Annotated in this window: 28 protein-coding genes; 17 read left to right on the top strand and 11 right to left on the bottom strand. The window is 68.4% G+C overall.

Annotated features, from left to right (window positions below; all coding sequences use genetic code 11):
• Positions 1 to 4: 4 nt before the first annotated feature.
• Genes F788_RS0100695 through F788_RS13535 form a run of 6 tightly spaced genes read right to left on the bottom strand, consistent with a single transcriptional unit; the run spans position 5 to position 4,592 of the window.
• The gene (locus F788_RS0100695; protein WP_019588939.1) at positions 5 to 982 is read right to left on the bottom strand and encodes a tyrosine recombinase XerC; all 978 of its coding nucleotides are present in this window, start codon (positions 980 to 982) and stop codon (positions 5 to 7) included.
• Positions 957 to 1,664 carry a DUF484 family protein gene (locus F788_RS0100690; protein ID WP_019588938.1) on the bottom strand — a complete coding sequence of 236 codons (708 nt, stop codon included), beginning with the start codon at positions 1,662 to 1,664 and terminating at the stop codon, positions 957 to 959. Before F788_RS0100690 ends, F788_RS0100695 begins: the two co-directional genes overlap by 26 nt.
• Positions 1,661 to 2,500 (bottom strand): diaminopimelate epimerase, encoded by an 840-nt coding sequence (gene dapF / locus F788_RS0100685; protein WP_019588937.1) that lies wholly within the window; start codon positions 2,498 to 2,500, stop codon positions 1,661 to 1,663. The genes F788_RS0100690 and dapF overlap by 4 nt, the downstream gene beginning before the upstream one ends.
• A complete protein-coding gene (locus F788_RS0100680) occupies positions 2,497 to 3,174 on the bottom strand; it encodes a trans-aconitate 2-methyltransferase (protein WP_019588936.1) in 678 nt (225 codons plus the stop codon). Before F788_RS0100680 ends, dapF begins: the two co-directional genes overlap by 4 nt.
• Positions 3,171 to 4,460, bottom strand: a complete 1,290-nt coding sequence (gene lysA, locus F788_RS0100675) for a diaminopimelate decarboxylase (RefSeq protein WP_019588935.1) — start codon at positions 4,458 to 4,460, stop codon at positions 3,171 to 3,173. Before lysA ends, F788_RS0100680 begins: the two co-directional genes overlap by 4 nt.
• On the bottom strand, positions 4,461 to 4,592 hold the full coding sequence (locus tag F788_RS13535; RefSeq protein ID WP_019588934.1) for a lipoprotein: 132 nt from the start codon (positions 4,590 to 4,592) through the stop codon (positions 4,461 to 4,463).
• Between the two features lie 314 nt (positions 4,593 to 4,906).
• Between F788_RS13535 and soxY the strand changes: the two genes are divergently transcribed.
• The 11 genes from soxY (at position 4,907) to gpmI (ending at position 13,062) form a co-directional block, all read left to right on the top strand.
• Positions 4,907 to 5,380 carry a thiosulfate oxidation carrier protein SoxY gene (soxY, locus tag F788_RS0100665; protein ID WP_019588933.1) on the top strand — a complete coding sequence of 158 codons (474 nt, stop codon included), beginning with the start codon at positions 4,907 to 4,909 and terminating at the stop codon, positions 5,378 to 5,380.
• Positions 5,381 to 5,426: 46 nt separating this feature from the next.
• Complete coding sequence (gene soxZ / locus F788_RS0100660) at positions 5,427 to 5,729, top strand: thiosulfate oxidation carrier complex protein SoxZ (protein ID WP_019588932.1); 303 nt, start codon at positions 5,427 to 5,429, stop codon at positions 5,727 to 5,729.
• 183 nt (positions 5,730 to 5,912) lie between these two features.
• Positions 5,913 to 6,506, top strand: coding sequence for an imidazoleglycerol-phosphate dehydratase HisB (gene hisB / locus F788_RS0100655; protein WP_019588931.1), 594 nt, complete (start codon positions 5,913 to 5,915; stop codon positions 6,504 to 6,506).
• A gap of 24 nt (positions 6,507 to 6,530) precedes the next feature.
• Positions 6,531 to 7,187, top strand: a complete 657-nt coding sequence (hisH, locus tag F788_RS0100650; RefSeq protein ID WP_019569355.1) for an imidazole glycerol phosphate synthase subunit HisH — start codon at positions 6,531 to 6,533, stop codon at positions 7,185 to 7,187.
• Positions 7,188 to 7,212: 25 nt separating this feature from the next.
• On the top strand, positions 7,213 to 7,950 hold the full coding sequence (gene hisA / locus F788_RS0100645; RefSeq protein WP_019588930.1) for a 1-(5-phosphoribosyl)-5-[(5-phosphoribosylamino)methylideneamino]imidazole-4-carboxamide isomerase: 738 nt from the start codon (positions 7,213 to 7,215) through the stop codon (positions 7,948 to 7,950).
• A 1-nt stretch (position 7,951) separates the two neighbouring features.
• The gene (gene hisF / locus F788_RS0100640) at positions 7,952 to 8,740 is read left to right on the top strand and encodes an imidazole glycerol phosphate synthase subunit HisF (RefSeq protein WP_019588929.1); all 789 of its coding nucleotides are present in this window, start codon (positions 7,952 to 7,954) and stop codon (positions 8,738 to 8,740) included.
• On the top strand, positions 8,737 to 9,099 hold the full coding sequence (locus F788_RS0100635; protein ID WP_018868867.1) for a phosphoribosyl-ATP diphosphatase: 363 nt from the start codon (positions 8,737 to 8,739) through the stop codon (positions 9,097 to 9,099). The genes hisF and F788_RS0100635 overlap by 4 nt, the downstream gene beginning before the upstream one ends.
• A gap of 70 nt (positions 9,100 to 9,169) precedes the next feature.
• A complete protein-coding gene (gene tatA, locus F788_RS0100630; protein WP_018868868.1) occupies positions 9,170 to 9,478 on the top strand; it encodes a twin-arginine translocase TatA/TatE family subunit in 309 nt (102 codons plus the stop codon).
• Between the two features lie 44 nt (positions 9,479 to 9,522).
• Positions 9,523 to 10,290 carry a Sec-independent protein translocase protein TatB gene (tatB, locus tag F788_RS0100625; protein ID WP_019588928.1) on the top strand — a complete coding sequence of 256 codons (768 nt, stop codon included), beginning with the start codon at positions 9,523 to 9,525 and terminating at the stop codon, positions 10,288 to 10,290.
• Positions 10,287 to 11,411 (top strand): twin-arginine translocase subunit TatC, encoded by a 1,125-nt coding sequence (gene tatC, locus F788_RS0100620; protein ID WP_019588927.1) that lies wholly within the window; start codon positions 10,287 to 10,289, stop codon positions 11,409 to 11,411. The genes tatB and tatC overlap by 4 nt, the downstream gene beginning before the upstream one ends.
• A gap of 100 nt (positions 11,412 to 11,511) precedes the next feature.
• Positions 11,512 to 13,062, top strand: coding sequence for a 2,3-bisphosphoglycerate-independent phosphoglycerate mutase (gene gpmI, locus F788_RS0100615; protein WP_019022565.1), 1,551 nt, complete (start codon positions 11,512 to 11,514; stop codon positions 13,060 to 13,062).
• An 18-nt stretch (positions 13,063 to 13,080) separates the two neighbouring features.
• On the opposite strand, the gene F788_RS0100610 is transcribed toward gpmI, so the two are convergent.
• Entirely contained in the window at positions 13,081 to 14,604 is a 1,524-nt protein-coding gene (locus tag F788_RS0100610; RefSeq protein ID WP_019588926.1) for a YdiU family protein, read from the bottom strand.
• Positions 14,605 to 14,722: 118 nt separating this feature from the next.
• Between F788_RS0100610 and F788_RS0100605 the strand changes: the two genes are divergently transcribed.
• Positions 14,723 to 15,247 carry a hypothetical protein gene (locus F788_RS0100605; RefSeq protein ID WP_019569348.1) on the top strand — a complete coding sequence of 175 codons (525 nt, stop codon included), beginning with the start codon at positions 14,723 to 14,725 and terminating at the stop codon, positions 15,245 to 15,247.
• Here the strand turns inward: F788_RS0100605 and argH are convergent.
• Entirely contained in the window at positions 15,232 to 16,665 is a 1,434-nt protein-coding gene (argH, locus tag F788_RS0100600; RefSeq protein ID WP_019588925.1) for an argininosuccinate lyase, read from the bottom strand. The genes F788_RS0100605 and argH overlap by 16 nt on opposite strands.
• A 56-nt stretch (positions 16,666 to 16,721) precedes the next feature.
• Here argH and F788_RS0100595 point away from each other — a divergent pair, with 56 nt between their 5' ends.
• Positions 16,722 to 17,786, top strand: coding sequence for a sensor histidine kinase (locus tag F788_RS0100595; RefSeq protein WP_019588924.1), 1,065 nt, complete (start codon positions 16,722 to 16,724; stop codon positions 17,784 to 17,786).
• 3 nt (positions 17,787 to 17,789) lie between these two features.
• Entirely contained in the window at positions 17,790 to 18,506 is a 717-nt protein-coding gene (locus tag F788_RS0100590) for a LytTR family DNA-binding domain-containing protein (protein WP_019588923.1), read from the top strand.
• A 51-nt stretch (positions 18,507 to 18,557) separates the two neighbouring features.
• Here F788_RS0100590 and F788_RS0100585 read toward each other — a convergent pair whose 3' ends face one another.
• Positions 18,558 to 19,028, bottom strand: a complete 471-nt coding sequence (locus F788_RS0100585; protein ID WP_019588922.1) for a thioredoxin fold domain-containing protein — start codon at positions 19,026 to 19,028, stop codon at positions 18,558 to 18,560.
• Positions 19,029 to 19,119: 91 nt separating this feature from the next.
• Between F788_RS0100585 and hemC the strand changes: the two genes are divergently transcribed.
• Entirely contained in the window at positions 19,120 to 20,049 is a 930-nt protein-coding gene (gene hemC, locus F788_RS0100580) for a hydroxymethylbilane synthase (RefSeq protein ID WP_019588921.1), read from the top strand.
• A gap of 10 nt (positions 20,050 to 20,059) precedes the next feature.
• Positions 20,060 to 20,881, top strand: coding sequence for a uroporphyrinogen-III synthase (locus F788_RS0100575; RefSeq protein ID WP_019588920.1), 822 nt, complete (start codon positions 20,060 to 20,062; stop codon positions 20,879 to 20,881).
• 72 nt (positions 20,882 to 20,953) lie between these two features.
• On the opposite strand, the gene F788_RS0100570 is transcribed toward F788_RS0100575, so the two are convergent.
• On the bottom strand, positions 20,954 to 21,979 hold the full coding sequence (locus F788_RS0100570) for a CDP-6-deoxy-delta-3,4-glucoseen reductase (RefSeq protein WP_019569341.1): 1,026 nt from the start codon (positions 21,977 to 21,979) through the stop codon (positions 20,954 to 20,956).
• Between the two features lie 158 nt (positions 21,980 to 22,137).
• Here F788_RS0100570 and F788_RS0100565 point away from each other — a divergent pair, with 158 nt between their 5' ends.
• Positions 22,138 to 22,704 (top strand): hypothetical protein, encoded by a 567-nt coding sequence (locus tag F788_RS0100565; RefSeq protein WP_019569340.1) that lies wholly within the window; start codon positions 22,138 to 22,140, stop codon positions 22,702 to 22,704.
• Between the two features lie 112 nt (positions 22,705 to 22,816).
• On the opposite strand, the gene ubiD is transcribed toward F788_RS0100565, so the two are convergent.
• On the bottom strand, positions 22,817 to 24,280 hold the full coding sequence (ubiD, locus tag F788_RS0100560) for a 4-hydroxy-3-polyprenylbenzoate decarboxylase (RefSeq protein WP_019588919.1): 1,464 nt from the start codon (positions 24,278 to 24,280) through the stop codon (positions 22,817 to 22,819).
• Positions 24,281 to 24,283: the final 3 nt, after the last annotated feature.

Below are 24,283 nucleotides of genomic sequence, written 5' to 3'. Positions count from 1 at the left end.
CCGCCTACGAACCCGTCTCGTCGGCCGGATCGTGACGCCGCGCGCGGGGATGGGCGGCATCGTAGACCTCGGCCAGGTGCTGATAGTCCAGATGGGTGTAGATCTGGGTAGTGGACAGATCGGCATGCCCCAGCAGTTCCTGCACCGCACGCAGGTCGCCGCTGGATTCCAGCAGGTGGCTGGCGAAGGCGTGGCGCAGGCGATGCGGGTTCAGATGCACGTCGAGCCCGCCCCGGCGCCCGGCCTCCTCGACCCGGCGCTGCACCGAGCGGTTGCTGATGCGCCGCCCCCGGCGGGTCACGAACAGCGCGGGTTCGTCGGCATCCGCCCACTGCCCGCGCACCGCCAGCCAGTCGCGCAGGGCGGCCAGCGCCATGCGCCCGGCGGGCACCCGCCGCTCGCGGCGGCCCTTGCCGAGAACACGCACCATGCCGGCGTCCAGGTCCACGTCCGGCAGATCCAGCCCGGTCAGTTCCGCCAGCCGCAGTCCGGAGCCGTACAGCAGCTCCAGCATCGCGCGGTCGCGGCGCGCCAGGGGCGAATCGGGATCGGCCGCTTCCCCGTCCGGCGCGGAGCCAGTGGCGGGCGGGGCATCCAGCGCCTGCTGCGCCTGATCCACGTCCAGCCCGCGGGGCAGCGGACGGTCGGTCTTCGGACCGCGCAGCCCCGCGGCGGGGTTGGCGGCGCGCTCGCCACGCTCCACCTGAAAATCGAGGAAACCGCGCACTGCGGCGAGAAACCGGCGGACCGAGCGCGGATGGCGCCCGCCGCGTGCCAGCCCGGCCACGATGCGGCGCAGCGCGGCGGCATCCAGCTCCGCCCAGGGCGCGTCCCAGGCCCGGCGCAGTTCGCGCAGGTCGCGACGGTACGCGGCTACGGTGTGCGGCGACAGCCCGCGCACATCACGCAGATGCGCGAGATAGGCCTCGATGGCGGGGTCGGGTTGCGGCTCGGACTCAGGCGGCCTGTTTGCGTTCGGCATGGCAGCGGATGGACTCGGCCAGCAGCTCGCCGATATGGGTGACGAAGTAGGTCCCCATATCCGGCTGGAAGCGGTCCGGCGAGGCACTGGCCAGGCCCAGAACGCCCACGCGTTCGTCGTCCGCCAGCAGCGGCATCAGGATCGCCGAACCCACCGTGTCGTCCGCATCGTCGAACAGCACCTTCAGCATGTCCGGGGGCACGCGGCCACACTGTGCCCGGCCGCGGGCGAACAGTGGTTCCAGCACGGCCAGCTGGGCGGTATCCAGGGCGTGCAGGTCCTGCACCTCGCGCTCCGCCAGACGGATGCTCACCCGCTCGGCGCCCAGTTCATCGCGCAGGGCGTCCTGCGTCAGCGCCAGCACCGCATCCAGGTTCTCCGCACGCATCAGGGTTCGGGCCAGATCGTGCAGCTGGCGGCCGACCCGTTCGTTGTCGCGGGCACGCTCCACCAGCTCGTGCATACGCTGCTCCAGCTGGCGGTTCTGCTCGCGCAGGCGCTTGAGCTGGCGTTCGACCAGAGACTCGGCTCCACCGGCCGGATGCGGGATGCGCAGCACGTCCAGCAGGGCCTGGTGGTCGAGGAAGAAATCCGGGTGCTCGCGCAGCCAGGCCTCGACCTCGGCCGCCGAGAGTTCGGCGCCATCCCCCGCCGGGGAGGCACTGGAGGGGTCTGTACTCATAGATCGATCCTGCCGTTGAATACCGTGGTTGCGGGGCCGGTCAGCCGCACCGGCGACTCCGGGCTGCCCTCCCAGCTTAGCACAAGGGCCCCGCCCGGCAGCGAGACCCGCACGCAGTCATCGACCCGGCCCTGCAGACGGGCCACCACCATCGCCGCGGCGGCGCCGGAGCCGCAGGCCAGGGTCTCGCCGGCGCCGCGTTCGTATACCCGCAGGTCCAGGTGCCCGCGATCACGTACCGCGGCGAAACCGGCGTTCACGCGGCGCGGGAAGCGGGGATGCGCCTCGATCGCGGGCCCCAGGGTCGCCACCGGTGCCTGCCCCACGTCGTCGACAAAGGTCACGGCATGCGGGTTGCCCATGGACACCGCGCCGATCTTCAGGAAGGTGTCGCCGACCTCGAGGGGGTACTCCGGTGCCTGGAAGTCGGCCTCGAACGGGATGCGCGCCGGTTCCAGCACCGGGCAGCCCATGTCGACGGTGACCTGTTCGTCCGCCTCCACCCGCAGCACCAGCGGACCACCCAGGGTCTCCACCGGGATCTCGCGGGCGTCGGTCAGGCCCTGTTCGCGTACGAAGCGGGCGAAGCAGCGCGCGCCATTGCCGCACTGCTCCACCTCGCCGCCGTCGGCGTTGAAGATGCGGTAGCGAAACAGCGCGCTCGCGGGATCGGCGGGCGGCTCCACCAGCAGGATCTGGTCGCAGCCCACGCCGAAATGGCGATCGGCCAGCAGGCGCAGCTGCTCGGTGCTCAGCGCGACCGCCTGGCGCACGCCGTCGAACACCACGAAGTCGTTGCCCAGGCCGTGCATCTTGGTAAAGGCGAGCGCACTCATCCCCGGCGCTCCGGCAACCGCCCGTGGATGACCATGTGGCGGTCGCTGGTGACCCGCACGCGGAAGCCGTCGAGGCCGGCCGCGGCCAGCTGGTCCTGGACCTCCTCGGGGGTAAACGCCGCATGCAGCGAGTGCTCGAAGTCGCGCCGCAGGACTTCCGGGGCGTCGGCCGCGTGCTCCGCCACCAGGCGTTTCACTTCGGCCTCCGAATCGGGACGACGCAGATCCATCACGAACACCCGCGCCCCGGGGGCGCCGTCACGACGGATCACCTGCCACAGCACTCCCGGATCATGCAGGTGATGCAGCAGCGAGTTGCAGATGATGGTGGCGTAGGGCGCGCGCGGGCCCCGCGCATCGGGCAGGCAACCCTCGGCCAGATGCACGCGATCGGCGGCCGGATGCCCCGCACACAGCGCAGCCCCGGCCGCCAGCATCGCGGGAGCCCCGTCCAGCCCGTCGACCTCGCACTCGGGATGGCGCGCAGCGAAGCGCAGGCTGACATCCCCCGGGCCACAGCCCGGATCCAGCACCGGGCCGCGCACCGGCTCCGGGAACACCTCGGCGAAGGCATCGACAAAGCCCTCGTGGGGCTGCGCGAAATCCGCCTCGGCATAGGCCCGGGCCTGGCCGGATTCCAGCATCAGCTCGGGCTCGGGCCGTCGCGGGATCACGGATCGACCCTCCCGGGCGGATCTTCCTCGTCGGGATCGCGCGGCAGCATGCTCTCGCGCATCATCAGATGATCGGCCTGCTCGCGGCGGTTGACGATCTGATAGTGGTCACCGTCCACCATGACCTCGGGCGGGCGCGGGCGGCTGTTGTAGTTGCCCGCCATCACATAGCCGTAGGCCCCGGCGGAGCGCACCGCCAGCACGTCGTCGGGGGCCAGCGCGAGATCGCGTTCGCGCCCGAGGAAATCCCCGGTCTCGCATACGGGTCCGACCACGTCGTAACTGCGGGTCTCGGTGTCGTCGCGCGGCACGATCGGATCGATCGCCTGCCACGCGCCGTACAGCGCCGGGCGCAGCAGGTCGTTCATCGCCCCGTCGACGATCGCGAAATCGCGGTGCTCCGAGTGCTTGAGGTATTCCACCCGGGTCAGAAACACCCCGGCGTTGGCGGCGATCGCCCGGCCCGGCTCCAGCAGCACCTTCAGCGGCCGCTGGCCCAGGGTCTCGCGCAGGGCCGCCGCCCAGACGTCGGGCTCCGGAGGGGTCTCGTCGCGATAACGCACGCCCAGCCCGCCGCCGACATCGATGTGCGACAGCTCGATGCCGTCTTCCGCCAGCCGGTCCACCAGCGCCAGCACCCGTTCCAGCGCGTCGACGAACGGCTCGGTGCTGGTCAGCTGCGAGCCGATGTGGAAATCCACGCCGATCGCGTCCAGGTGCCCGGACTCATGGATGCGGCGATACAGCGCCGGCGCGTCCTCGATCGCCACGCCGAACTTGTTGTCGCGCAGGCCGGTGGCAATGTAGGGATGGGTCTCGGCGTCGACGTCCGGGTTCACCCGCAACGACACCGGGGCAGTCTCCCCGCGCTCGGCGGCGACCGCTTCCAGGCGTTCCAGCTCGCCCTCCGATTCGAGGTTGAAGCAGTGGATGCCCACGTCCAGCGCGCGCTGCATCTCCACCGCGGTCTTGCCGACCCCGGAGAACACCACCCGCGCGGGGTCGCCGCCGGCACGCAGCACCCGCTCCAGTTCGCCGCCGGAGACGATGTCGAACCCCGAGCCCATGCGGGCCAGCACGTTCAGCACCGCCAGGCTGGAGTTGGCCTTGACCGCGAAGCAGACCTGATGCGGCATCCCGATCAGGGCCTCGGCGAACGCACGGTAATGGCGCTCCAGGGTGGCGCGGGAGTAGACGTAGGCGGGGGTCCCCACCCGGCGGGCCAGGGCGTCGAGGTCCACGCTCTCGCAATGCAGCGTGCCCCCGCGGTAATCGAAATAGTCCATCTAGCGGGCTTCCTCCTGCTCGTCCTCGGGGAAGTAGAGATCGCCCTTCTGCCCGCAGCTGGCCAGCATCTGCGCGCCTCCGAGGACGACAACCACGATCAGCAGCAACAGGTGGGCCTTGCAGAAGGGCATGGGTGCGGTATCCGGAAATGATTGCATCGGGAGGGCATAGTGTGCCATTGATACGGGGCTGGCTTCACTCGGATCAGGGGCGATGCGGCCCGGAGCCGCTCGATAACGGATCCGTTCATGAAGCGTTCAGCCACATTCTGGGACTCTGGAGTTGCAGGATCAGCAAAGGGCCCGACACCAAAGGGGGCTGATCCGGGGACGGGGAATAGAACCGAACGGTACCCCGTCACAACGCACAGGCGCCTGCATCCAGATGGATCGCTCGCGCCCCGGGAATGTCCGGATTTGATCCAAAAAGATGAGAGGAGATCTCCATGATTAGCACCAAGCGTCGTGTCTTCCTGAAAGGCACTCTCGCCGCCGGTACCGTTGGCGCCGCCGTGGGCGCCGGTCTGCTGGCCCCGAGCAAGCTGCTCGCCGCCTGGTCCGCCGACATGTTCGAGACGGAGGGCATGTCCGAGGCGATGAACGCCGTCGCCGGCACCACCGACATGCAGCAGTCCGACGACATCGACCTGAGCGCCCCGGAAATCGCCGAGAACGGCGCCGTGGTCCCGGTCTCGGTCGAGGCCCACATGGACAACGTCGAGGAGATCGCGGTCTTCGCCGAGGCCAACGAGCGCTCCCTCACCGGCCGTTATGTCTTCGCCTCCGGCGCCAAGCCGAAGGCTTCGATGCGCATCCGCCTGGGTGATACCTCGGACGTGGTCGCCGCCGTCAAGGCCGACGGCAACTGGTACATGACGTCCCGCAACGTCGAAGTGACGGTGGGTGGCTGCGGCGGCTAAGCCGGCACCCTCACCGATCCGATCAACAGTCTGGAGGTAAAGAACTATGTCCATCCGTATTCGCGCCCAGGAACAGGACGGGATGATCAACGTCCGCGCCCTGCTGAGCCACCCGATGCATACCGGGGATCAGACCGATGATGCCGGCGAAACCATCCCCGAGCATTTCATTCAGACCGTCGAAGCCAAGCGCAACGGCGAAACCATGGTCACCGCCCACTGGAACGTGACCATCTCGCAGAACCCCTTCCTCGAGCTGGAATTCGAAGGTTCGTCCGGCGACACCGTCGAGATCAGCTGGGAAGACAACCAGGGCGAAACCGCTTCCGAGTCGGTTTCCGTCCGGTAAATCCATCTCCCTTGATGGATGCGGAAAGGCCGGGGTTCGCCCCGGCCTTTTTTATGGGTACCCGTATCCGGCGCGCCGATGGGTGGAAAGACGTCGCGCTGCATGTCCCGGGCCGCGAGTACGGCATACCGGCCGGGCGCCAGCCTTGCTACACTGGAACTTTCTGCGTCGAAGCCAGCCAAGATGAACCAGCGTACCGCCTCAGTCCGCCGCGACACCCTCGAGACCCGGATCGCCGTCGAACTGAACCTCGACGGCACCGGCCAGTGCCACACCGAGACCGGCATCCCGTTCCTCGACCACATGCTCGACCAGATCGCGCGTCACGGGATGGTCGATCTGGACGTGCGCGCCGAAGGCGACCTGCACATCGACGACCACCACACGGTGGAAGACATCGGCATCACCCTGGGCCAGGCACTGGCGCAGGCGATCGGCAACAAGAAGGGCATCCGCCGCTACGGCCATGCCTATGTGCCGCTGGACGAGGCCCTGTCACGGGTGGTGATCGACTTCTCCGGCCGCCCGGGCCTGGAGATGCACGCCGATTTCCGCCGCTCGCACATCGGCCGGTTCGATGTCGACCTGTTCCACGAATTCTTCCAGGGCCTGGTGAACCACGCGTGGATCACCCTGCACGTGGACTGCCTGCGCGGGGACAATGCCCATCACGTGGCGGAGACCATCTTCAAGGCCTTCGGCCGCGCGCTGCGCGAGGCCGCGGAGGAAGACCCCCGCGGCGCCGGCATCACGCCCTCCACCAAGGGCAGCCTGTAAGGCCCGCCGCAACAGGGAAGCCACATGGAAACCGTCGCCGTCATCGACTACGGCATGGGCAACCTCCACTCGGTGGAGCGTGCCCTGACGCACGAGGCCGCACCCGGCCAGCGCATCCTGCGTACCGACGACCCGGAGATCCTGCGCGAGGCCGACCGGCTGGTGTTTCCCGGCCAGGGGGCGGCCGGCGACGCGATGCAGGCCCTCGCCCGGCGCGGTCTCAACCGCCTGCTGCCGGAACTGGCCGGTTCGCGCCCGTTCCTCGGACTCTGCCTGGGGCAGCAGATCCTGATGGAGCACTCGGACGAAAGCGGCGGCGTCGACCTGCTGGGGGTGATCCCCGGCGGGGTCGCCCGCTTTCCGGAACGCAGCGATGCGCAGGGGCGTCGCCTGAAGGTGCCGCACATGGGCTGGAACCGCGTGCAGCCCACCGGCGAGCACCCGCTGTGGCACGGCCTGCCGGAGACGCCGTGGTTCTATTTCGTGCACAGCTTCCGGGTGCAGCCGCGCGACGCGGCCAGCGTGGCTGCGCACACGGATTATGGCGAAACCTTCGCCTCGGCCCTCGCCCGCGGCTCGCTGTTCACTATGCAGTGTCACCCGGAAAAGAGCGCGGCCTGCGGCCTGCGCCTGCTGAACAACTTTCTGCGCTGGGACGGCGACGCCCCGGACGCCCCGTGAACGCCGCAACAGGAGGCGGAGAGAGATGCTGGTCATTCCCGCGATCGACCTGAAGGAAGGCAAGTGCGTGCGCCTGCGCCAGGGGCGCATGGAGGACTCGACGGTATTCGGCGAAGAGCCGGTGGAAATGGCCCGACGCTGGGTCGAGGCCGGGGCCGAACGCCTGCACATCGTGGACCTCGACGGGGCATTCGCGGGGCGGCCGCGCAATGCCGAGGCGATCCATGCAATCGTCGAGACCTTTCCCGACCTGACCATCCAGATCGGTGGCGGCATCCGCGACGATGACACCGTGCAGGCCTACCTCGATGCCGGCGTGCAGTACGTGATCATCGGCACACGGGCGGTCAGCGCGCCGCATTTCGTCAACGACCTGTGCCTGGAATTCCCGGGTCACATCATCGTCGGCCTGGACGCCCGCGACGGCAAGATCGCGGTGGACGGCTGGTCCAAGCTCTCGCGTCACGACGTGATCGACCTCGCCCAGCACTTCGAGTCCGACGGCGTCGCCGCGATCATCTACACCGACATCGCGCGCGACGGGATGATGGAAGGCCCCAACGTGGAGGCCACCGCGAAGCTCGCGGAGAACGTGCGCGTACCGGTGATCGCCTCCGGCGGCGTCAGCTCGCTGGACGACATCCGCAGCCTCGCCCGCGGGGCCGACGCCGGTATCGACGGCGTGATCGTCGGCCGCGCCCTGTACGAGGACGCCTTCACCCTGGAGCAGGCGCGCACGGCCGCCCGGGGCGAGGACACCTGAGATGCTGGCACGCCGCATCATCCCCTGCCTGGACGTGGACGCCGGCCGCGTGGTGAAGGGCGTGAACTTCGTCGGCATCCGCGACGCCGGTGACCCGGTGGAGATCGCCCGGCGCTACGACGCTCAGGGGGCCGACGAGCTGACGTTCCTCGACATCACCGCCTCCTCCGACGACCGCAGCACCATCCTGCACGTGGTCGAAGAAGTCGCCTCGCAGGTCTTCATCCCGCTGACCGTGGGCGGCGGCGTGCGCGCGGTGGACGACATCCGCCGTCTGCTGAACGCCGGGGCGGACAAGGTGTCCATCAACACTGCGGCGGTTCACCGACCCGAACTGGTGCGCGAAGCCGCCGACTGGGTCGGCTCGCAGTGCATCGTGGTGGCCATCGACGCGCGCCGCACCAGCGCCGAAGGCGAGCCCGCACGCTGGGAGATCTTCACCCACGGCGGGCGCCGCGAGACCGGCCTGGATGCCATCGAATGGGCGCGCCACATGGCCGAGCTGGGCGCCGGCGAGATCCTGCTGACCAGCATGGACCGCGACGGCACCCGCAGCGGCTTCGACCTGGAACTGACCCGGGCGGTGAGTGACGCAGTGAACATTCCGGTGATCGCCTCGGGCGGCGTGGGCAGCCTGGAACATCTGGTCGAGGGCGTGACCACCGGGCACGCGGATGCCGTGCTGGCGGCCAGCATCTTCCACTTCGGCGAGCACACGGTCGGCGAGGCCAAGGCCACGATGGAAGCCGCGGGGGTGCCCGTGCGTCCCCTGCAGGAGGTGACGGCTTGAACGACCCCTCCGCAAACCCGCGCGAGCACCTGCTGGCGGCGCTGGCCGAAGTCATCGACGAGCGACGCTCCGCGGATCCCGAACGCTCCTACGTCGCGAAGCTGCAGGCACGCGGCCTGGATGCCATGCTCAAGAAGGTGGGTGAAGAAGCCACCGAAGCGGTGCTGGCGGCCAAGGACGACGACGCCGATGCGCTGGTGTCGGAAATGGCCGACCTGTGGTTTCATACCCTCATCGTCCTGCGGGCGCGCGACCGGCACCCCGACGACGTCCTCGACGAACTGGCCCGGCGTTTCGGCCTGTCCGGCGTGGACGAAAAGGCCGGCCGCGAAGTCGCAGGACAGCGTTCGGACAAATAGGCGGCCTGGTTGATTCGGGAACCCTCCCCGGTCAGGCTGTCCGGCAAGGAACTTATTTCGGAGACACTCCATGGGTATTGGTGGTATCAGCATCTGGCAGCTCCTGATCATCCTTCTGATCGTGGTCCTGCTGTTCGGCACGAAAAAACTGCGCAACATGGGCGGTGACGTCGGCTCCGCGCTGAAGAACTTCCGGCAGGCGGTCAAGGACCCCGACGGCGAGAACCAGAAGAAGGAAGAAGGGGAGGAAGGCGTGGAAGGCGAAAAGCCGGGCGTCGAGAACCAGAGCGAAGACGACGAAGGTCGCGTGGTCGACGCCGAGGTGAAAAAGCGCAGCGAGAAGTCCGGCGACAACGACTCGTCGGACAAGAACGCCTGATCCGGTTCCGGTCCGCAACGACCGGCCGGCAGCGGCGCTAGTCCATGTTCGACATCGGCTTCTGGGAAATCCTGATCATCGTCGTGGTGGCGCTCCTGGTCGTGGGACCGGAGCGCCTGCCCGGCCTTGCGCGCGAGATCGGCCGGTTCGTCGGCAAGACCCGGCGCTTTGTCCAGAGCGTGCGCTCGGACGTGGAGCGCGAGTTCCAGACCGAGGAACTGCGCGAGATGGTCAAGAGCCAGGACCGCGAGATCCGCGAACTCAAGCACATGGTCGAGGACACCGAGACCAGCCTGCGTGAGGATCTGGAGCAGACCGAACGCGAGATCAACCGCGAGCTGCGCGACACCGACGACACCCCGGCGGATGCGAATGCCGGCGAGGCGGCCGACGGGGACACGCAACCGGCGAAGCCGGCACGTCCCGCGGTTCGCGAACGTCGCACCCCTCCGGAACCGGCCGGTCGCGAAACCGACACCTCCCGCGCCAATTCGGTAGAGGATGCCGGCACGCAGGACAGCGAGGCGGGATCCGCGCCGGAGGAACCGGCCTGGGACGCGGCCGACGGCGACCTCGAGCGGGTACCCGTCAGCCACAACATGGGCCCGGACCTGGCCACCGAAGATCCCGCACTGGCGGCCGAACGCGAACAGCGCAGCACGCGGGAAGAACGGCCCCGGCGGCGCACCGCCGGGCGCCGGCCGCAGCGCCCCGCCGGGCAAGCGCCGGAATCCCCGGAAGGACAGGGCGGCGACGGGCCGCAGGAAACCGACACCGACCACTCACCCCGCACGCCTGACGAACGCCCATGAGCAAGACCAGCCCGGGGGTCGAACCCACGGAAGAGGCCACCGAGACCCTGCTCTCCCACCTGATCGAGCTGCGCGACCGGGTCCTGCGGATGTTCATCGCCGTGCTGGTGGTGTTCCTGATCCTGTTCCCGTTCGCCAACCAGCTCTATACCTTCCTGGCCGATCCGCTGATGGCGCATCTGCCGGAAGGCACCAGCATGATCGCGATCGAGGTGGCCGCGCCGTTTCTGATCCCGTTCAAGCTGACCCTGCTGCTGGCGGTGGCGATCAGTATCCCGTACCTGCTCTATCAGCTCTGGGCGTTCATCGCGCCGGGGCTTTATCAGCACGAGAAGAGCCTGGCCGGCCCTCTGGTCGCGTCATCCACCATCCTGTTCTACCTCGGGATGGCGTTCGCCTATTTCGTGGTCTTTCCGCTGATCTTCGCGTTCTTCACCGCGGCCGCGCCGGAAGGCGTGGACGTGATGACGGACATCTCGCGCTACCTGGATTTCGTCATCCTGCTGTTCATCGCCTTCGGCATTGCTTTCGAGATGCCGGTGGCCACCATCCTCCTGGTGACCATGGGGGCCACCACCACCGAGAAGCTGGCCGCCAAGCGCCCGTACGTGATCGTCGGGGTGTTCCTGGTGGGCATGGTCCTGACCCCGCCGGACATCATTTCGCAGACGCTGCTGGCCCTGCCGATGTGGTTGCTGTTCGAGGTCGGCCTGATCCTTGCGCGCATCATGGAGCGGCGCAAGGCCGAACAGAAGGCCACCCCCGAGGACGACCCGGAGGGGCCCGATGACCCCGAGGGCGGACCGGGCGGCGGCCCGGGCGCGGGGCCGCAGAGCGGACCGGATTCCGGCCCCGCACCGCGCTCCGGCACCACCCGGCCCGAACCCGCGGGCAGGGCGCCGGCCGCCGGCACCTCCGACGAAACGCGTCCGTCTCCCGCCGCTCGTACCGGCTACACCCCGCTGTCCGAGGCGGAGATGGATGCCGAACTCGATCGCATCGAGGCCGAAGACGCCCGACGGGTAAACCAGACCACGGATAACCGGAAGGATGCGCCGACCGATGCCGCGGACGACGCGGTGGACGAATCCGGGGACCGCCCCGAGCGCGATCCCCGCTGATTCGCGAGCGTCCCGGACCTCCAAACCGCCTGCGGAGCTGGTAAAATTCAGCACTCACTGAAATTCCGTCCCACCCACGCACCCAGGTACCGAGACCGCGATGGCTGATCCGCGCACCACCCCTCGCCGCCCCGTCCTCCTCATCGTCATGGACGGGGTGGGCGTGAACCCGAGCAAGATCAACAACGCCTACGCCGAGGCGGACACCCCCAACCTCGACCGCTATCTGTCGACCCGCACGCACACCACCCTGGATGCCTGCGGTCGTGCGGTCGGCCTGCCGGACGGACAGATGGGCAACTCCGAGGTCGGCCATCTGACGCTGGGCGCGGGCACGGTCGTCAATCAGGACCTGGTGCGCATCGACGACGCCATTGCCGACGGCAGCTTCTTCGAGAACGATGCCCTGGTCAGTGCGGCGCGGGCCGCGGCCTCCAAGGATCAGCCGCTGCACCTGATCGGCCTGGTGTCCGATGGCGGCGTGCATTCGCATATCCGGCACCTGGTGGCCCTGATTGGCATCTGCCGTCAGGAAGGCGCCCGGCCGATCGTGCACATGATCACCGACGGCCGTGATACCGCCCCGCGCTCGGCCCTGAACTATCTCGAGACCCTGGAGCCGGAACTGGAGCAGGCCGGCGGGTTCATCGCCACGGTCTGCGGACGCTACTACGCCATGGACCGTGACAAGCGCTGGAACCGCACGGAGAAGGCCTTCCGCGCGATGGCCTTCGCCGAAGGCGAACCGGTCGGCAGCGCGCGCGAGGCGATCGAGGGTGCCTGGGCCGCGGGCGAGGATGACGAATTCATCAAGCCCCGCATCATCAATGGCGGGGCGCCGATGGGCACCGAGGCGGAATGCGTGCTGTTCAACTTCCGCAACGACCGCCCGCGCCAGCTCACCGCCGCCCTGGGCATGGATGATTTTGACGGGTTCGATCGCGGGGACTTCCATCCGGTCTCCGAGACCTGCCTGACCGAATACGACCCGCGCTTTCTGTCGCCGATCGCATTCCCCCCGGAACGCCCGTCCACCACCCTGGGTTCCACCATCGCCTCCGCCGGGATCCCGCAGTTCCACTGCGCGGAGACCGAGAAATACGCCCACGTCACGTTCTTCTTCAACGGTGGCAAGGAAGAACCCTACGCGGGCGAAAAGCGGGTGATGGTGCCCTCGCCCGCGGTGGACACCTATGACGAGCAGCCGGAGATGAGCGCGCGCGAGGTGGCCGACGAGACCATCAAGGCGATGGAAAGCGGGCGTTACGGGTTCATCCTGGTGAATTTCGCCAATGGTGACATGGTGGGCCACACCGCCCGCCGCGAGGCCCTGATCGAGGCGGTCCACACCCTCGACCGCGAAGTCGGGCGCGTGCTGGATGCAGCCGAGGCCCAGCAGTATTCGGTGATTCTCACCGCCGACCACGGCAACTGCGACGAATACGTCGACCCGGTCACCGGGGCACCACATACCCAGCACACCATCTACCCGGTGATGTGCATGATCCTCGACAGCCAGCGCTGGCGCCTGCGCACCGGCGGCGGACTCGCCGACGTCGCCCCCACGGTGCTCGACCTGATGGGCGTACCCAAGCCGAGCGCGATGGGCGGACGCAGCCTGCTGCTGGAAGAGGTCCCCGACTCGGCCTGAAGCCGGACAGCGCCCCCCTCAGGACGAACAGCTGAGCTGGATCCCGCTGGCCCAGGCCGGCGGGAGCCCGGCGAGGTCCTCGTCCTCCGGCTGTTCGTCGAACGGCCGGCTCAGCACGCGCTGCAGTCGTTCGACCTCCGACAGGTCACCCTCCTCGGCGCGTTCGATAGCAGCCTGCGCCAGGTGGTTGCGCAGGATGTATTTCGGGTTGACCGCCCGCATCGCCACATGGCGTTCCGTGGTCGGGCGCGTCTCGTGGCCCAGACGGGCACGCCAGCGATCCTCCCAGGCCTCCCAGGCACGCGGGTCTTCCAGTTCTTCGATGAATCCCTGACGCGTCTCTCCGTCTTCCAGTTCCGGCAACTGACGGAAGAACCGGGTGTAGTCGACGCCTTCGGCCGCCATCCGGGCGAGCAGATCCTGGATCAGGGCCTCGTCCTCGTCGCGTTCGAGCTGCAGGCCCAGCTTGGCGCGCATGCGCCGCAACCAGGCCGCGCGGAACTGCTCCTGGTACGCCTCGAGGACGGGCTTCGCCTGCTCCACCGCGGTGTCGATGTCGGGGGCGCGGAACTGCCCCACCAGGGTCTCCGCGAGGCGGATCAGGTTCCACTGAGCCACGCCCGGCTGGCGGCCGAAGGCATAACGACCCCCCTGGTCGGTATGGTTGCAGATGTAATCGGGATCGTAGGCGTCCATGAACGCAAACGGGCCGTAATCGATGGTGAGCCCGATCAGGCTCATGTTGTCGGTGTTCATCACTCCGTGGCTGAAGCCCACCGCCTGCCAGTCCGCCATCAGCTCGGCGGTGCGCGCGGTCACGGTCTCCAGCATCGCCCGCACGGGGTCTTCCGCGTCCCTGTGCTCGGGAAAGTCATGGTCCAGCGCGTAGTCGATCAGCTGGCGCAACCGCTCCGGATAGCCGGCGTAGTGGAAGTATTCGAAATGCCCGAAACGCAGGAAGCTGGGCGCCGCGCGCAGTACCACCGCGCCACTCTCGATGCGCTCACGGAACACCCGCAGCGAGGACCCGTAGAGGGCCACCGCGCGCGTGGTGGGGATACCCAGCGCCGCCATGTGCTCGGAAACCAGGTATTCGCGGATCGACGAGCGCAGCACCGCGCGTCCGTCGGCATGACGCGAGAACGCGGTCGGACCGGAGCCCTTGCTCTGCAGTTCCCAGTGCTCGCCGGCGGGCGTGCGCACCTCGCCCAGCAACTTGGCCCGGCCGTCGCCCAGCTGCGGCACGTAGACCCCGAACTGGTGACCCGCATACACGCTGGCGACCTGCGGCGTGCCCGCCGCCGGCTCGCCGCGGGTAATCATGCCGAGCCACGGTTCCGCGGCGAGATCCTCGGGCGTCAGACCCAGACGCTCGCGCATCGCCGGGCTGCTGGCGAGCAGCCGGGCCCCGGGGAACGGGGCCGGCTCCGGGCGGTGATGGAAGGCGTCCGGCAGCGCGGCGAAACGGTTGATCCATTCCAGCCCGGCGCCCGACGGCGGGGTCTCCGGAGGACGTTCGCGGTTCGGCTCGGCGGCGGACATGGGGCGGCACCTCGGCAGCGGGAACATTGCGGGTTATCATGCGCCACATGTCGAGGGTACGTCCCATGGGCCCACTCGGCCCGGGACTACCGCCCGCCCGCAACCGAGGAGAACCGCCGTGTCCCAGGATGATGAAAACCGCAACCCCGAGACCGACAACGAGGATCCGGGTCGCCTGCGTACCCGTGAACGCCTGATGTGGCTGGGCCTGATGGCGTTCTTCGTCATCATCCTGGCGATCTACATCGCGCGCGCCGAAGGCCTGGAGCACGACGTCACCGAGGCCAACCGCGAGCTGCTGGAGGCCCAGATGCAGCTGGCCGAATACACCCGCGAGGAGGTGCCGCGCCCGGTGGAGATCGGTCTGCGCAACGCCGACATCCAGCAGCTGCAGCGCCTGGGGATGACCAACCCGGAGCGCCGGCTGTCCGAGGATCTGGTCGAGAATCCGCAACTGGTTCCCGAGGTCCTGCGCGACGGTGACACCGCCGAATTCCGCGAAGACGGGATCTACGTACTCAACGCGCGCTGGGTGCTCGCCCATTTCGAGAGCGGCGACCGCTTCGGCCAGCTGCTACTGGAATACGAGGTGGTGCACGGCAACGTGATGTGGGACGTGGTCGACGGCTACGTCGAGGACTGATCCCCGGCCGCGGCCAGACGCGCGCGCGCGGCCGCGACCTGGCGCCGGACCTGTTCCGGCGCCGTCCCGCCGGTCACCCGGCGGGCGGCCACCGAGCCCTCGGCGGTCAGCACCCCGTGGACATCCTCGCCCACCGCGGCACTCAGCTGCTGCAGTTCCCCCAGTGACAGCTGTGCCAGGTCCACACCCCGCTCCTGCGCCAGGCGCACCGCACGGCCCACCACCTCGTGGGCGTCGCGGAAGGCCACGCCCCGCTCCACCAGGTAGTCGGCGAGATCGGTGGCGGTGGCGAAACCGCGGGTAGTGGCCGCCAGGGTGTTCGCACGACGCACGGCCAGGTTGGGAACCATGTCGGCGAACGCCCGCAGGGAGCCCAGCAGGGTGTCCACGGTATCGAACAGCGGCTCCTTGTCCTCCTGGTTGTCCTTGTTGTAGGCCAGCGGCTGGCTCTTCATCAGGGTCAGGAGACTGGTCAGATGGCCATACACCCGGCCGGTCTTGCCGCGCACCAGCTCGGGCACGTCCGGGTTCTTCTTCTGCGGCATGATGGAGGATCCGGTGCAGTAGCGATCCGGCAGCTCGATGAAGTCGAACTGGGCGCTGGTCCACAGCACCAGCTCCTCGGCCTGACGCGACAGATGCATCATCAGGGTCGAGGCCGCCGCGGTGAATTCGATCGCGAAATCGCGATCCGACACCGCATCCAGCGAGTTGCGCGTGACCCCGTCGAATCCGAGCTGTTCCGCCACGTGTTCGCGGTCCAGGGGGTACGGCGTACCCGCCAGGGCAGCGGCGCCCAGCGGCAGGACGTTCACCCGGCGCCGGCAGTCGCGCAGCCGTTCGGCATCGCGCTCGAGCATCTCGTACCACGCCAGCATGTGGTGGCCGAAGGTCACCGGCTGGGCCGTCTGCAGATGGGTGAACCCGGGCATGATGGTGTCGGCCTCGCGCTCGGCCAGATCCACCAGGCCGCTCTGGTAGGAACGAATCAGTTCGAGGATCTCGTCGATCGCGGCGCGCAGCCACAGGCGAATGTCGGTGGCGATCTGGTCGTTGCGCGAGCGGCCGGTGTGCAGCTTCTTGCCGACATCGCCGATGCGCTCGATCAGGCGCGCCTCGATGTTCATGTGGACATCCTCGCGGCCCACCTGCCAGTCGAACTCCCCGGCGGCGATCTCGTCGCGGATGGCGTCCAGCCCGTCGACGATCCGGCGCGCCTCGTCCTCGCTCAGGACCCCCACCCTGGCCAGCATGTGCGCGTGGGCCTGCGAGCCCCGGATGTCCTCGCGGTAGAGGCGGCGGTCGAAGTCCACCGAGGCGGTAAATCGCTCCACGAAGGCATCGGTGGGCTCGGAGAAGCGGCCACCCCAGAGCTTGGCTTCGGCGGCCGGCTTGTCCTGCGGGGAATCCTGCGTCATGGTGCACTCTGAACGGGGTTTGAACGACAGGGAAGTATACAGGGAGAGCGACTGCCATGCGCCCGGAACCGGGTTCGTCCAGCGGGAACACGCCGGCGCTCGAGGCCCGCGCGGAACGCGTCTCGCCGCTGCCGGATTTCTGTGGCGCGGAGACCCTGCTGCGGGTGCTCATGCTGGCGGTGCTGCTGGCGCTGGCGATCACCCTGCTGCGACCGGGGACCGGCGACTGGGCGGGGACCCTGGCGCTGTATGCCCTGTTCATCTTCTGGGTCGCGCTCACCAGTCTGCTGATCCTGTGCCTGCTGCAACGCCCGCTGCGGCGTGGCCCGCTGACCCTGCAGATCGTCCTGCCGCCGCTGGTCCCCATCGTCAATACCGCGCTGGTGCAGCGCGCCGCCGAGTCGGTGCAGCTGGCGGATCCCGAGCTGCGTCTGCCAGTGCTGGGCATCGCGGTGATCCTGAGCCTGGTCGCGATGCACTACCTGTATCTGCAGGCGGCCTGGCAGCGCGAGACCCGGGCCGTGGCGCAGGCGCGGGAACAGGCCATGCGGGCACGCCTGCGGCCGCATTTCCTCTACAACAGCATGAACACCATCGCCGGGCTGTGCCGCACGGATCCCTCGCGCGCGGAGCAGGTCACCCTGGACCTCGCGGATCTGTTTCGTGCCGCGTTCAATGGCGCCGACCGCCATTCGCTGCGCGAGGAGCTGGCCGTGGTCGAGGGCTATCTGCGGGTGGAGCAGACACGCCTGGGCGGGCAGTTCCGGATTGACCGGGAGTGGCCCGAGCAGGACCCGGCGCTGGAACAGCAGATCCCGTCCCTGGTGCTGCTGCCGCTGGTGGAGAACGCGATCCAGCACGGGATCGCTCCGGCCCGCGGGCAGGGGCATCTGGGAATCCGGATCCGCCCGGAACGGGATACGCTGACCATCGAGATCCGCAACAGCCTGCCGGAGGTGACCGCTCCGGCCGGTACCGGAACCGCCAGCGACGCGGTCTGGCTGCGCCTGCGCCACGCCTTCGGCGACCGGGCATCGCTTCACGCGCAACGCGAGGGAGACGAATTCCGGGTCCGGCTGCAGATACCCCGCACACCGCAGGATCGACGAGGGAGACGCTGATCCATGGAATTGCTGATCGCGGATGACGAACCGGTCGCGCGCGAGCGGCTGCGCGACCTGGTAACCGAGCTGGGCCACCGGGTGGTGGCGGAAGCCGCGGACGCCGGCGAGGTCCGTACGGCCCTGCAGACCCACCGGCCGGGAGCGCTGCTGCTGGACATCGAAATGCCCGGCGAGCGCGGGATCGAGCTGGCGGGCCAGCTTGCACGGAGCCATCCCGAAGTGGTCGTGATCCTGGTCACCGCACACGAGGATTTCGGCCTGGAGGCCTTCGAAGCGGGCGTGCGCGATTACGTGCTCAAGCCCGTACGCCGGGAGCGACTGGAGCAGGCACTGGAACGGGCCCGGCAGTCAACGGCCGGAGCCGCGCAAACGGACGAGCCGCCTGCCATACGCCTGCGCATCGGCCGGCGCGAAGAGTCGGTGCAGCTGGATGCGATCGACTGTTTCGTCACCGAAGATGGCTGCGTAGTCGCACGCGGGCGGGACCTCGAGGGCTTCGTCGAGGCTCGGCTGCAGGATCTGGAACAGGCGCTGGGGGACGAGGTGCTGCGCGTGCACCGCGGGGCCCTGGCGGTGGCCCGGAACGTTGCGGGCCTGGAGACCCGCAACGCCGGGGACCACCGTCTGCGGTTTCGTGACGGGGCCGAACCGATACCGGTGAGCCGGCGGCAGCTGGCCCGGGTGCGCGATTTTCTGCGGCGGCACACGCGCGTGTGATCCGGGCGGGTCGGATCCGCGCGGGTCCGGTCCGGCGGGACGTGGCTCGGGTCAGCTGCCCTCGCGTGCGGCGTTGATGCGCATGCGCACCTGACTGCGGTAGAGCTCCTCGTTGGGAATGCCCACCAGCGGACGCCCGACCGGATTGCCCTCGGCGTCGAACGCCACCAGGGTGGGAGTCACGCGGGCCCCGTACCGGTTCCCCAGCTCGGAGCCACGCATGGTATTGCCATCGAAATCGCGGACTTCTTCGCCGTTCATCTCCACCATGAGGATATTGACGTCGGAATGGGCCTCGTCGCGGCTCATCGGACCCAGATGGGCCTCCTTCGCGAGCTCGCAGTAGGGGCAATTCTCGGCGGTGAACATCACTACGGTGGGCTTGCGCTCGCCGTTGTCCTTGAGCGCCTGCAGGTCGGTCACCCGTTCCAGCTCCGCCTGAGCCGGACCGGCGAACAGCATGGCCGCGGCCAGGCCGAAGGCCGCGAGAATCCGGTTGCGTGTCATCATGAACTCGTCCATCGGTTTTTTCGGCTGCGGGTTGCGAGCCGTTATACTACGTCGTTTTTATGGACCCGGGACAAACCACCGGGTTCCCCGACCGGGACACTGCATGAAACCGCTACGCATCGCCACCCGCAAGAGTCCGCTGGCCATGTGGCAGGCCGAACACGTCGCCGAGCGTTTGCGCGCGGCACACCCGGACCGGCCGGTCGAACTGGTGGGCATGACCACTCAGGGGGACCGCGTGCTCGACTCGCCTTTGGCGAAAATCGGCGGCAAGGGCCTGTTCGTAAAGGAGCTGGAGAACGCGCTTCTGGAAGATCGCGCGGATATCGCGGTGCATTCGGTCAAGGATGTGCCGATGGAGCTTCCGGACGGCCTGGCCCTGCCGGTCATCCTCGATCGCGAGGACCCGCTGGATGCGTTCGTGTCGAATCACTACGGGCACGTGGACGAGCTCCCGGCGGGCGCGCGGGTCGGCTCCTCCAGCCTGCGTCGCCAGTGCCAGCTGCGTGCCCGCCGGCCCGATCTTGAAGTCCATGACCTGCGCGGCAACGTGAACACGCGGCTGGGCAAGCTGGATGCCGGCGAATACGACGCGATCCTGCTGGCCGCGGCGGGACTCAAGCGCCTCGGCTTCGACGAGCGCATTCGCAACTGCCTGGAACCCGAGGTCAGCCTGCCCGCCGTCGGTCAGGGCGCCATCGCGATCGAATGCCGCGACGGGGACAACGAGGTGGAAGGACGGATCGCCAGTCTGAATGATCCGGATACCAGCGATCGGGTACGCGCGGAACGCGCGTTCAACCGCCGGCTCGAGGGGGGTTGTCAGGTACCGCTGGCCGCCCATGCGATCCTCGAGGCCGACGGTGGCCTGTGGCTGCGCGGGCTGGTGGGCGCGGTCGACGGCAGCCAGCTGCTGCAGCGCGAGGTACGCGGGCCACGTGCCGAAGCCGAGACACTGGGCATCCGCCTGGCCGACGAGCTGCTGGAACTGGGCGCCGGGGCACTCCTGCGCGCCGCAATGAACGATCACTGAGGACCGCATCATGGCCGATGCCGAAACCGCTGCCCGGAGCCGGGTGCCGAGCCTCGCCGACCGGGGCATTCTGGTGACCCGGCCCGCCGCTCAGGCGGAACCGTTCTGTGAGGCGCTGGAAAATGAAGGGGCGCGGGTGATCCGCTTCCCCGTGCTGGAGATCCTCGCACCCAGCGATCCCACCAATCTGCGCTCAGTGCTGGACGAGCTGGATCGGTTCGATATTGCGGTGTTCATCAGCCCCAACGCCGTTCAGCGCGTGATGAACCTGGCGCTGGCGGATCGTGAGTGGCCCGCCGGGACCGCCATCGCCGCGATCGGCAACCGGACGGCCCAGGAGTTGCGCAGTTTCGGCCACGCGCCCGACATTGCCCCGCCCCGCCGCTTTGACAGCGAGGCGCTACTGGCGGAGCCGGCGATGCAGGACGTGAGCGGCAAGCGGGTGGTGATCTTCCGCGGAGACGGCGGGCGCGAGCTGCTGGGAGATACCCTGCGCGAACGCGGGGCCGGGGTGACCTTCGCCGAGGCCTACCGGCGCGGACGCCCGGAGGGGGACACCGGGGATCTGATGTATGCGTTCTCGCGCGGGCAGATCGACATCATCACCATCACCTCGGGCGAGGGCCTGCGCAATCTCTACGAGATGGTCGGCAAGCTGGGACGCATGTGGCTGCGCAAGACCCCCCTGGTGGTGGGCAGCGAACGCATCGCCGAAATCGCGCAGGAGCTCGGCTTCAAGTCCGCGGTGGAGACGGCCGAGGATCCCACCGATGCATCCATGCTGGCGGCCGCACGCCGTCTCGCAGCGCGCCTGGACGGCGGCGACGGCTGAGAAAGGGTCTGGCCCGCGCCCACGAAACCGGCAGGCGCCGGTTCGCAGGCGAACAGGGTCCCGTGCCCCCGGTCAGGAGCCACCCGCCGGCTCGAAACTGTCGTAGTACAGCTGTTCCGGGGGCAGGCCCGCTGCACGGAAGGCCTCGCGGGCCGCATGGACCATGGGTGGTGGCCCCGCCATGTAGACATCGAAGCCGGACAGATCCGGATATTCGGCCAGCACCGCCTCGTGGGGCAGTCCCGCCCGCGCGGCGAAGCCCGCCGCCTCGTCCTGCGGATGATCGGACAGCACCGGGGTAAAACGGAAGTGCTCCGGTTCCGCCGCCGCCATCGCCTGCAGCCACTCGGGGGCGTAGATACCCGCCGCCTCCCGCGCGCCCCAGAACAGGTGGTGCCGCCGGTCCAGCCCCTCGTTCGCCAGGTGGTCCAGCATCCCCTTCAGCGGACCGAAACCGGTCCCTCCGCCCACGAACAGGCGCGGGCGCGGGGATTCCTCATCCACGAAGAACTGCCCCAGGGGACCTTCGATACGCAGCAGGGCCTTGGGCTGCATCTCTTCGAACACATGGGCCGAGAAGCGTCCGCCCTCGACGTACTTCACGTGCAGAATCAGCTGTTCGTCGTCGTGCGGAGCGTTGGCCAGGGAATAGCTGCGGCGTTCGCCCCCTTTCAGCAGGACATCGAGGTACTGTCCGGCGAGGAACTGCAGGCGTTCCCGGGCGGGCAGCTGGATCCGGAGTTCCATCACGTCATCGGCCAGGCGGTTGAGGGCTGCCACGCGGCACGGCAGTGTCTTGACCTCGATGTCACGGGCCGCGCCGATCTCGCGCACCTCGATCTCCAGATCGTCCACCGGGACCGCCTGGCAGAACAACGCCAGGCCGTCGGCCAGCTCGGCCTCGGTAATGCCGGGCGGCAGTTTCGGTCCGTGATCCACCTCGCCCGAGAGCACCCGACCCTTGCACGAGCCGCAGGCGCCGTTGCGGCAGCCGTAGGGGAACGCGAATCCCTGGCGCAAGCCGGCCTCGAGGACGGTTTCATCGTCCTCGACTTCGAACTGGTGGCCGCTGGGCTGGATGGTGACGTCAAAGGCCATGGGGCATTCTCCATGCGGAAAAGGCGTTCATTGTGGGCAGAGAACCGGGGAACGCAAGCAACCGCAAGGACCGCCCGGCCCCCCGATTTGGAGGGTGCATGACGGGTGGGTTCTGGGGCAGACTTTGCGAGACCACAATGGGCAAAGGGGAGAAAGCCATGCAAAAGAAGCAATACCTGAGCGTGCTGGCCGCAACGGGCCTGCTGGCACTGAGTGGCTGTGCCGCGAACGAGACCCGGGATTCGGGCGGGGAGGCGCAGGCGGCGCCGGCGGTCAGTGATCCGGCGGTCACCATCGTGATGCCCGAGCGCTTCGCCTACAGCGATGATGCGGTGGTGACGCAGGCCATCCGCAATGAATGCGAGCTGGAAGAACGCTTTCCGGAGTTCGTGCGGGAGTTCGGTGCACGGCATGACATTCGCTTCGAGGAGCGCGGTGACGCGAATCCGGCGGACGGCGGCCAGGTCCTGATGGTGGAGATCACCCAGGCGCGCAACGACGGGAATGCCTGGTCCGGACACCGTGCCTTCAGCGAAGCCGAAGGGACCCTGTACGAGGACGGTGAAGCCGTCGCGGACTTCACTTCTCGTCGCATCTCCGGTGGCGGCGCCTTCGGCGGATTCAAGGGTACCTGTTCGGTAATGGGACGCACGATCCGCGCGATGGGCTCGGACATCGCGGCATGGTCGCGGGTACCGGAAGACGGCGCCCATCTGGGCGACTGAGTCCCGCAACCGGGGGGCGGGCCCGAATATCCCCGGGCTTGCCCCCCTTCCTGCGCCCCCCCTTCCGGCGGAGGCATCGACCGTTGGCCGACGGGCAGCCCGGTAGGCGGGTTCAGAGCCCGAGTTCGTCCCAGATGGCGTCCACCCGTTCCTTCACGGCCGGATCCATGCTGATGGGTCGGCCCCATTCGCGGTCGGTCTCGCCGGGCCATTTGGATGTCGCATCCATCCCCATCTTGGATCCCAGACCGGATACCGGCGAGGCAAAATCCAGATAATCGATGGGTGTATTCTCGACCAGCGTGGTATCGCGGACCGGATCCATGCGGGTGGTGATCGCCCAGATCACGTCCTTCCAGTCGCGGGTGTTCACGTCTTCGTCGACCACGATGACGAACTTGGTGTACATGAACTGCCGCAGGAAACTCCAGACCCCCATCATCACCCGCTTGGCATGGCCGGGGTACTGCTTGCGCATGGAGACTACCGCGAGGCGGTAGGAACAGCCTTCGGGAGGAAGGTAGAAATCCACGATCTCCGGAAACTGCTTCTGCAGGATCGGAACAAAGACCTCGTTGAGCGCGACGCCGAGGATCGCCGGCTCGTCGGGCGGGCGACCAGTGTAGGTCGAGTGATAGATCGGCCGTTCGCGGTGGGTAATCCGGTCGATGGTGAAGACCGGGAATTCGTCGACCTCGTTGTAGTATCCGGTGTGATCGCCGAAGGGACCTTCCGGCGCAGTATCGCCCGGATGGATATGCCCCTCGAGGACGAACTCCGCAGAAGCCGGGACCTGCAGATCGGATCCGATGCAGGTGGCCAGTTCCGTCCGGCGCCCGCGCAGCAGGCCGGCGAAGGCATACTCCGACAGGGTATCCGGCACCGGGGTGACCGCGCCCAGGATCGTCGCCGGATCTGCACCCAGGGTGACGGCCACCGGGAACGGCTCGCCCGGGTGAGCCCGGCACCATTCCTGATAATCCAGCGCGCCACCCCGGTGTGACAGCCAGCGCATGATCACGCGATTGCGTCCGATCACCTGCTGGCGATAGATGCCCAGGTTCTGTCGGGTCTTCTCCGGGCCGCGGGTCACGACCAGGCCCCAGGTGATCAGGGGCCCGGCATCGCCCGGCCAGCAGGTCTGCACCGGCAGTCGGTTCAGGTCGACGTCATCACCCTCGAGCACGTGTCGCTGGCAGTCCGGACTGCGCACCTTCTTCGGCGCCATGTCGAGGACCTTGCGGAACACCGGGAGCTGCTCCCAGGCCGCCTTCAGACCCTTGGGCGGATCGGGCTGCTTGAGAAAGGCGAGCAGGCGGCCGACCTCGCGCAATGCCTCCACCGAATCCTCGCCCATGCCCAGGGCCACGCGTTCCGGCGTGCCGAACAGATTGGCCAGCACCGGGATGTCGGAACCGGTCGGGTTCTCGAACAGCAGGGCGGGGCCGCCGGCACGCAGCACGCGGTCGCTGATCTCGGTCATCTCCAGGTCGGGGCTGACCTCGCGCTGGATGCGGCGGAGCTCTCCCCGCTGTTCCAGGCCGTCGATGAAATCGCGCAGATCCTTGTACTGCATGGG

Source organism: Thioalkalivibrio sp. ALE10, assembly GCF_000381385.1.
Classification (GTDB): Bacteria; Pseudomonadota; Gammaproteobacteria; order Ectothiorhodospirales; family Ectothiorhodospiraceae; genus Thioalkalivibrio.
Note: the sequence above shows the minus strand (reverse complement) of the source record. Positions and strands in the feature narration are given on the sequence as shown.

What these genes read in the sequence shown, in the direction of transcription:
- F788_RS0100695 (WP_019588939.1), bottom strand. Translation starts at nt 982, where the DNA reads ATGCCGAACGCAAACAGGCCGCCTGAGTCCGAGCCGCAACCCGACCCC.
- F788_RS0100690 (WP_019588938.1), bottom strand. Translation starts at nt 1,664, where the DNA reads ATGAGTACAGACCCCTCCAGTGCCTCCCCGGCGGGGGATGGCGCCGAA.
- dapF (WP_019588937.1), bottom strand. Translation starts at nt 2,500, where the DNA reads ATGAGTGCGCTCGCCTTTACCAAGATGCACGGCCTGGGCAACGACTTC.
- lysA (WP_019588935.1), bottom strand. Translation starts at nt 4,460, where the DNA reads ATGGACTATTTCGATTACCGCGGGGGCACGCTGCATTGCGAGAGCGTG.
- F788_RS13535 (WP_019588934.1), bottom strand. Translation starts at nt 4,592, where the DNA reads ATGCCCTTCTGCAAGGCCCACCTGTTGCTGCTGATCGTGGTTGTCGTC.
- soxY (WP_019588933.1), top strand. Translation starts at nt 4,907, where the DNA reads ATGATTAGCACCAAGCGTCGTGTCTTCCTGAAAGGCACTCTCGCCGCC.
- soxZ (WP_019588932.1), top strand. Translation starts at nt 5,427, where the DNA reads ATGTCCATCCGTATTCGCGCCCAGGAACAGGACGGGATGATCAACGTC.
- hisB (WP_019588931.1), top strand. Translation starts at nt 5,913, where the DNA reads ATGAACCAGCGTACCGCCTCAGTCCGCCGCGACACCCTCGAGACCCGG.
- hisH (WP_019569355.1), top strand. Translation starts at nt 6,531, where the DNA reads ATGGAAACCGTCGCCGTCATCGACTACGGCATGGGCAACCTCCACTCG.
- hisA (WP_019588930.1), top strand. Translation starts at nt 7,213, where the DNA reads ATGCTGGTCATTCCCGCGATCGACCTGAAGGAAGGCAAGTGCGTGCGC.
- hisF (WP_019588929.1), top strand. Translation starts at nt 7,952, where the DNA reads ATGCTGGCACGCCGCATCATCCCCTGCCTGGACGTGGACGCCGGCCGC.
- tatA (WP_018868868.1), top strand. Translation starts at nt 9,170, where the DNA reads ATGGGTATTGGTGGTATCAGCATCTGGCAGCTCCTGATCATCCTTCTG.
- tatB (WP_019588928.1), top strand. Translation starts at nt 9,523, where the DNA reads ATGTTCGACATCGGCTTCTGGGAAATCCTGATCATCGTCGTGGTGGCG.
- tatC (WP_019588927.1), top strand. Translation starts at nt 10,287, where the DNA reads ATGAGCAAGACCAGCCCGGGGGTCGAACCCACGGAAGAGGCCACCGAG.
- gpmI (WP_019022565.1), top strand. Translation starts at nt 11,512, where the DNA reads ATGGCTGATCCGCGCACCACCCCTCGCCGCCCCGTCCTCCTCATCGTC.
- F788_RS0100610 (WP_019588926.1), bottom strand. Translation starts at nt 14,604, where the DNA reads ATGTCCGCCGCCGAGCCGAACCGCGAACGTCCTCCGGAGACCCCGCCG.
- argH (WP_019588925.1), bottom strand. Translation starts at nt 16,665, where the DNA reads ATGACGCAGGATTCCCCGCAGGACAAGCCGGCCGCCGAAGCCAAGCTC.
- F788_RS0100595 (WP_019588924.1), top strand. Translation starts at nt 16,722, where the DNA reads ATGCGCCCGGAACCGGGTTCGTCCAGCGGGAACACGCCGGCGCTCGAG.
- F788_RS0100590 (WP_019588923.1), top strand. Translation starts at nt 17,790, where the DNA reads ATGGAATTGCTGATCGCGGATGACGAACCGGTCGCGCGCGAGCGGCTG.
- F788_RS0100585 (WP_019588922.1), bottom strand. Translation starts at nt 19,028, where the DNA reads ATGGACGAGTTCATGATGACACGCAACCGGATTCTCGCGGCCTTCGGC.
- hemC (WP_019588921.1), top strand. Translation starts at nt 19,120, where the DNA reads ATGAAACCGCTACGCATCGCCACCCGCAAGAGTCCGCTGGCCATGTGG.
- F788_RS0100575 (WP_019588920.1), top strand. Translation starts at nt 20,060, where the DNA reads ATGGCCGATGCCGAAACCGCTGCCCGGAGCCGGGTGCCGAGCCTCGCC.
- F788_RS0100570 (WP_019569341.1), bottom strand. Translation starts at nt 21,979, where the DNA reads ATGGCCTTTGACGTCACCATCCAGCCCAGCGGCCACCAGTTCGAAGTC.
- F788_RS0100565 (WP_019569340.1), top strand. Translation starts at nt 22,138, where the DNA reads ATGCAAAAGAAGCAATACCTGAGCGTGCTGGCCGCAACGGGCCTGCTG.
- ubiD (WP_019588919.1), bottom strand. Translation starts at nt 24,280, where the DNA reads ATGCAGTACAAGGATCTGCGCGATTTCATCGACGGCCTGGAACAGCGG.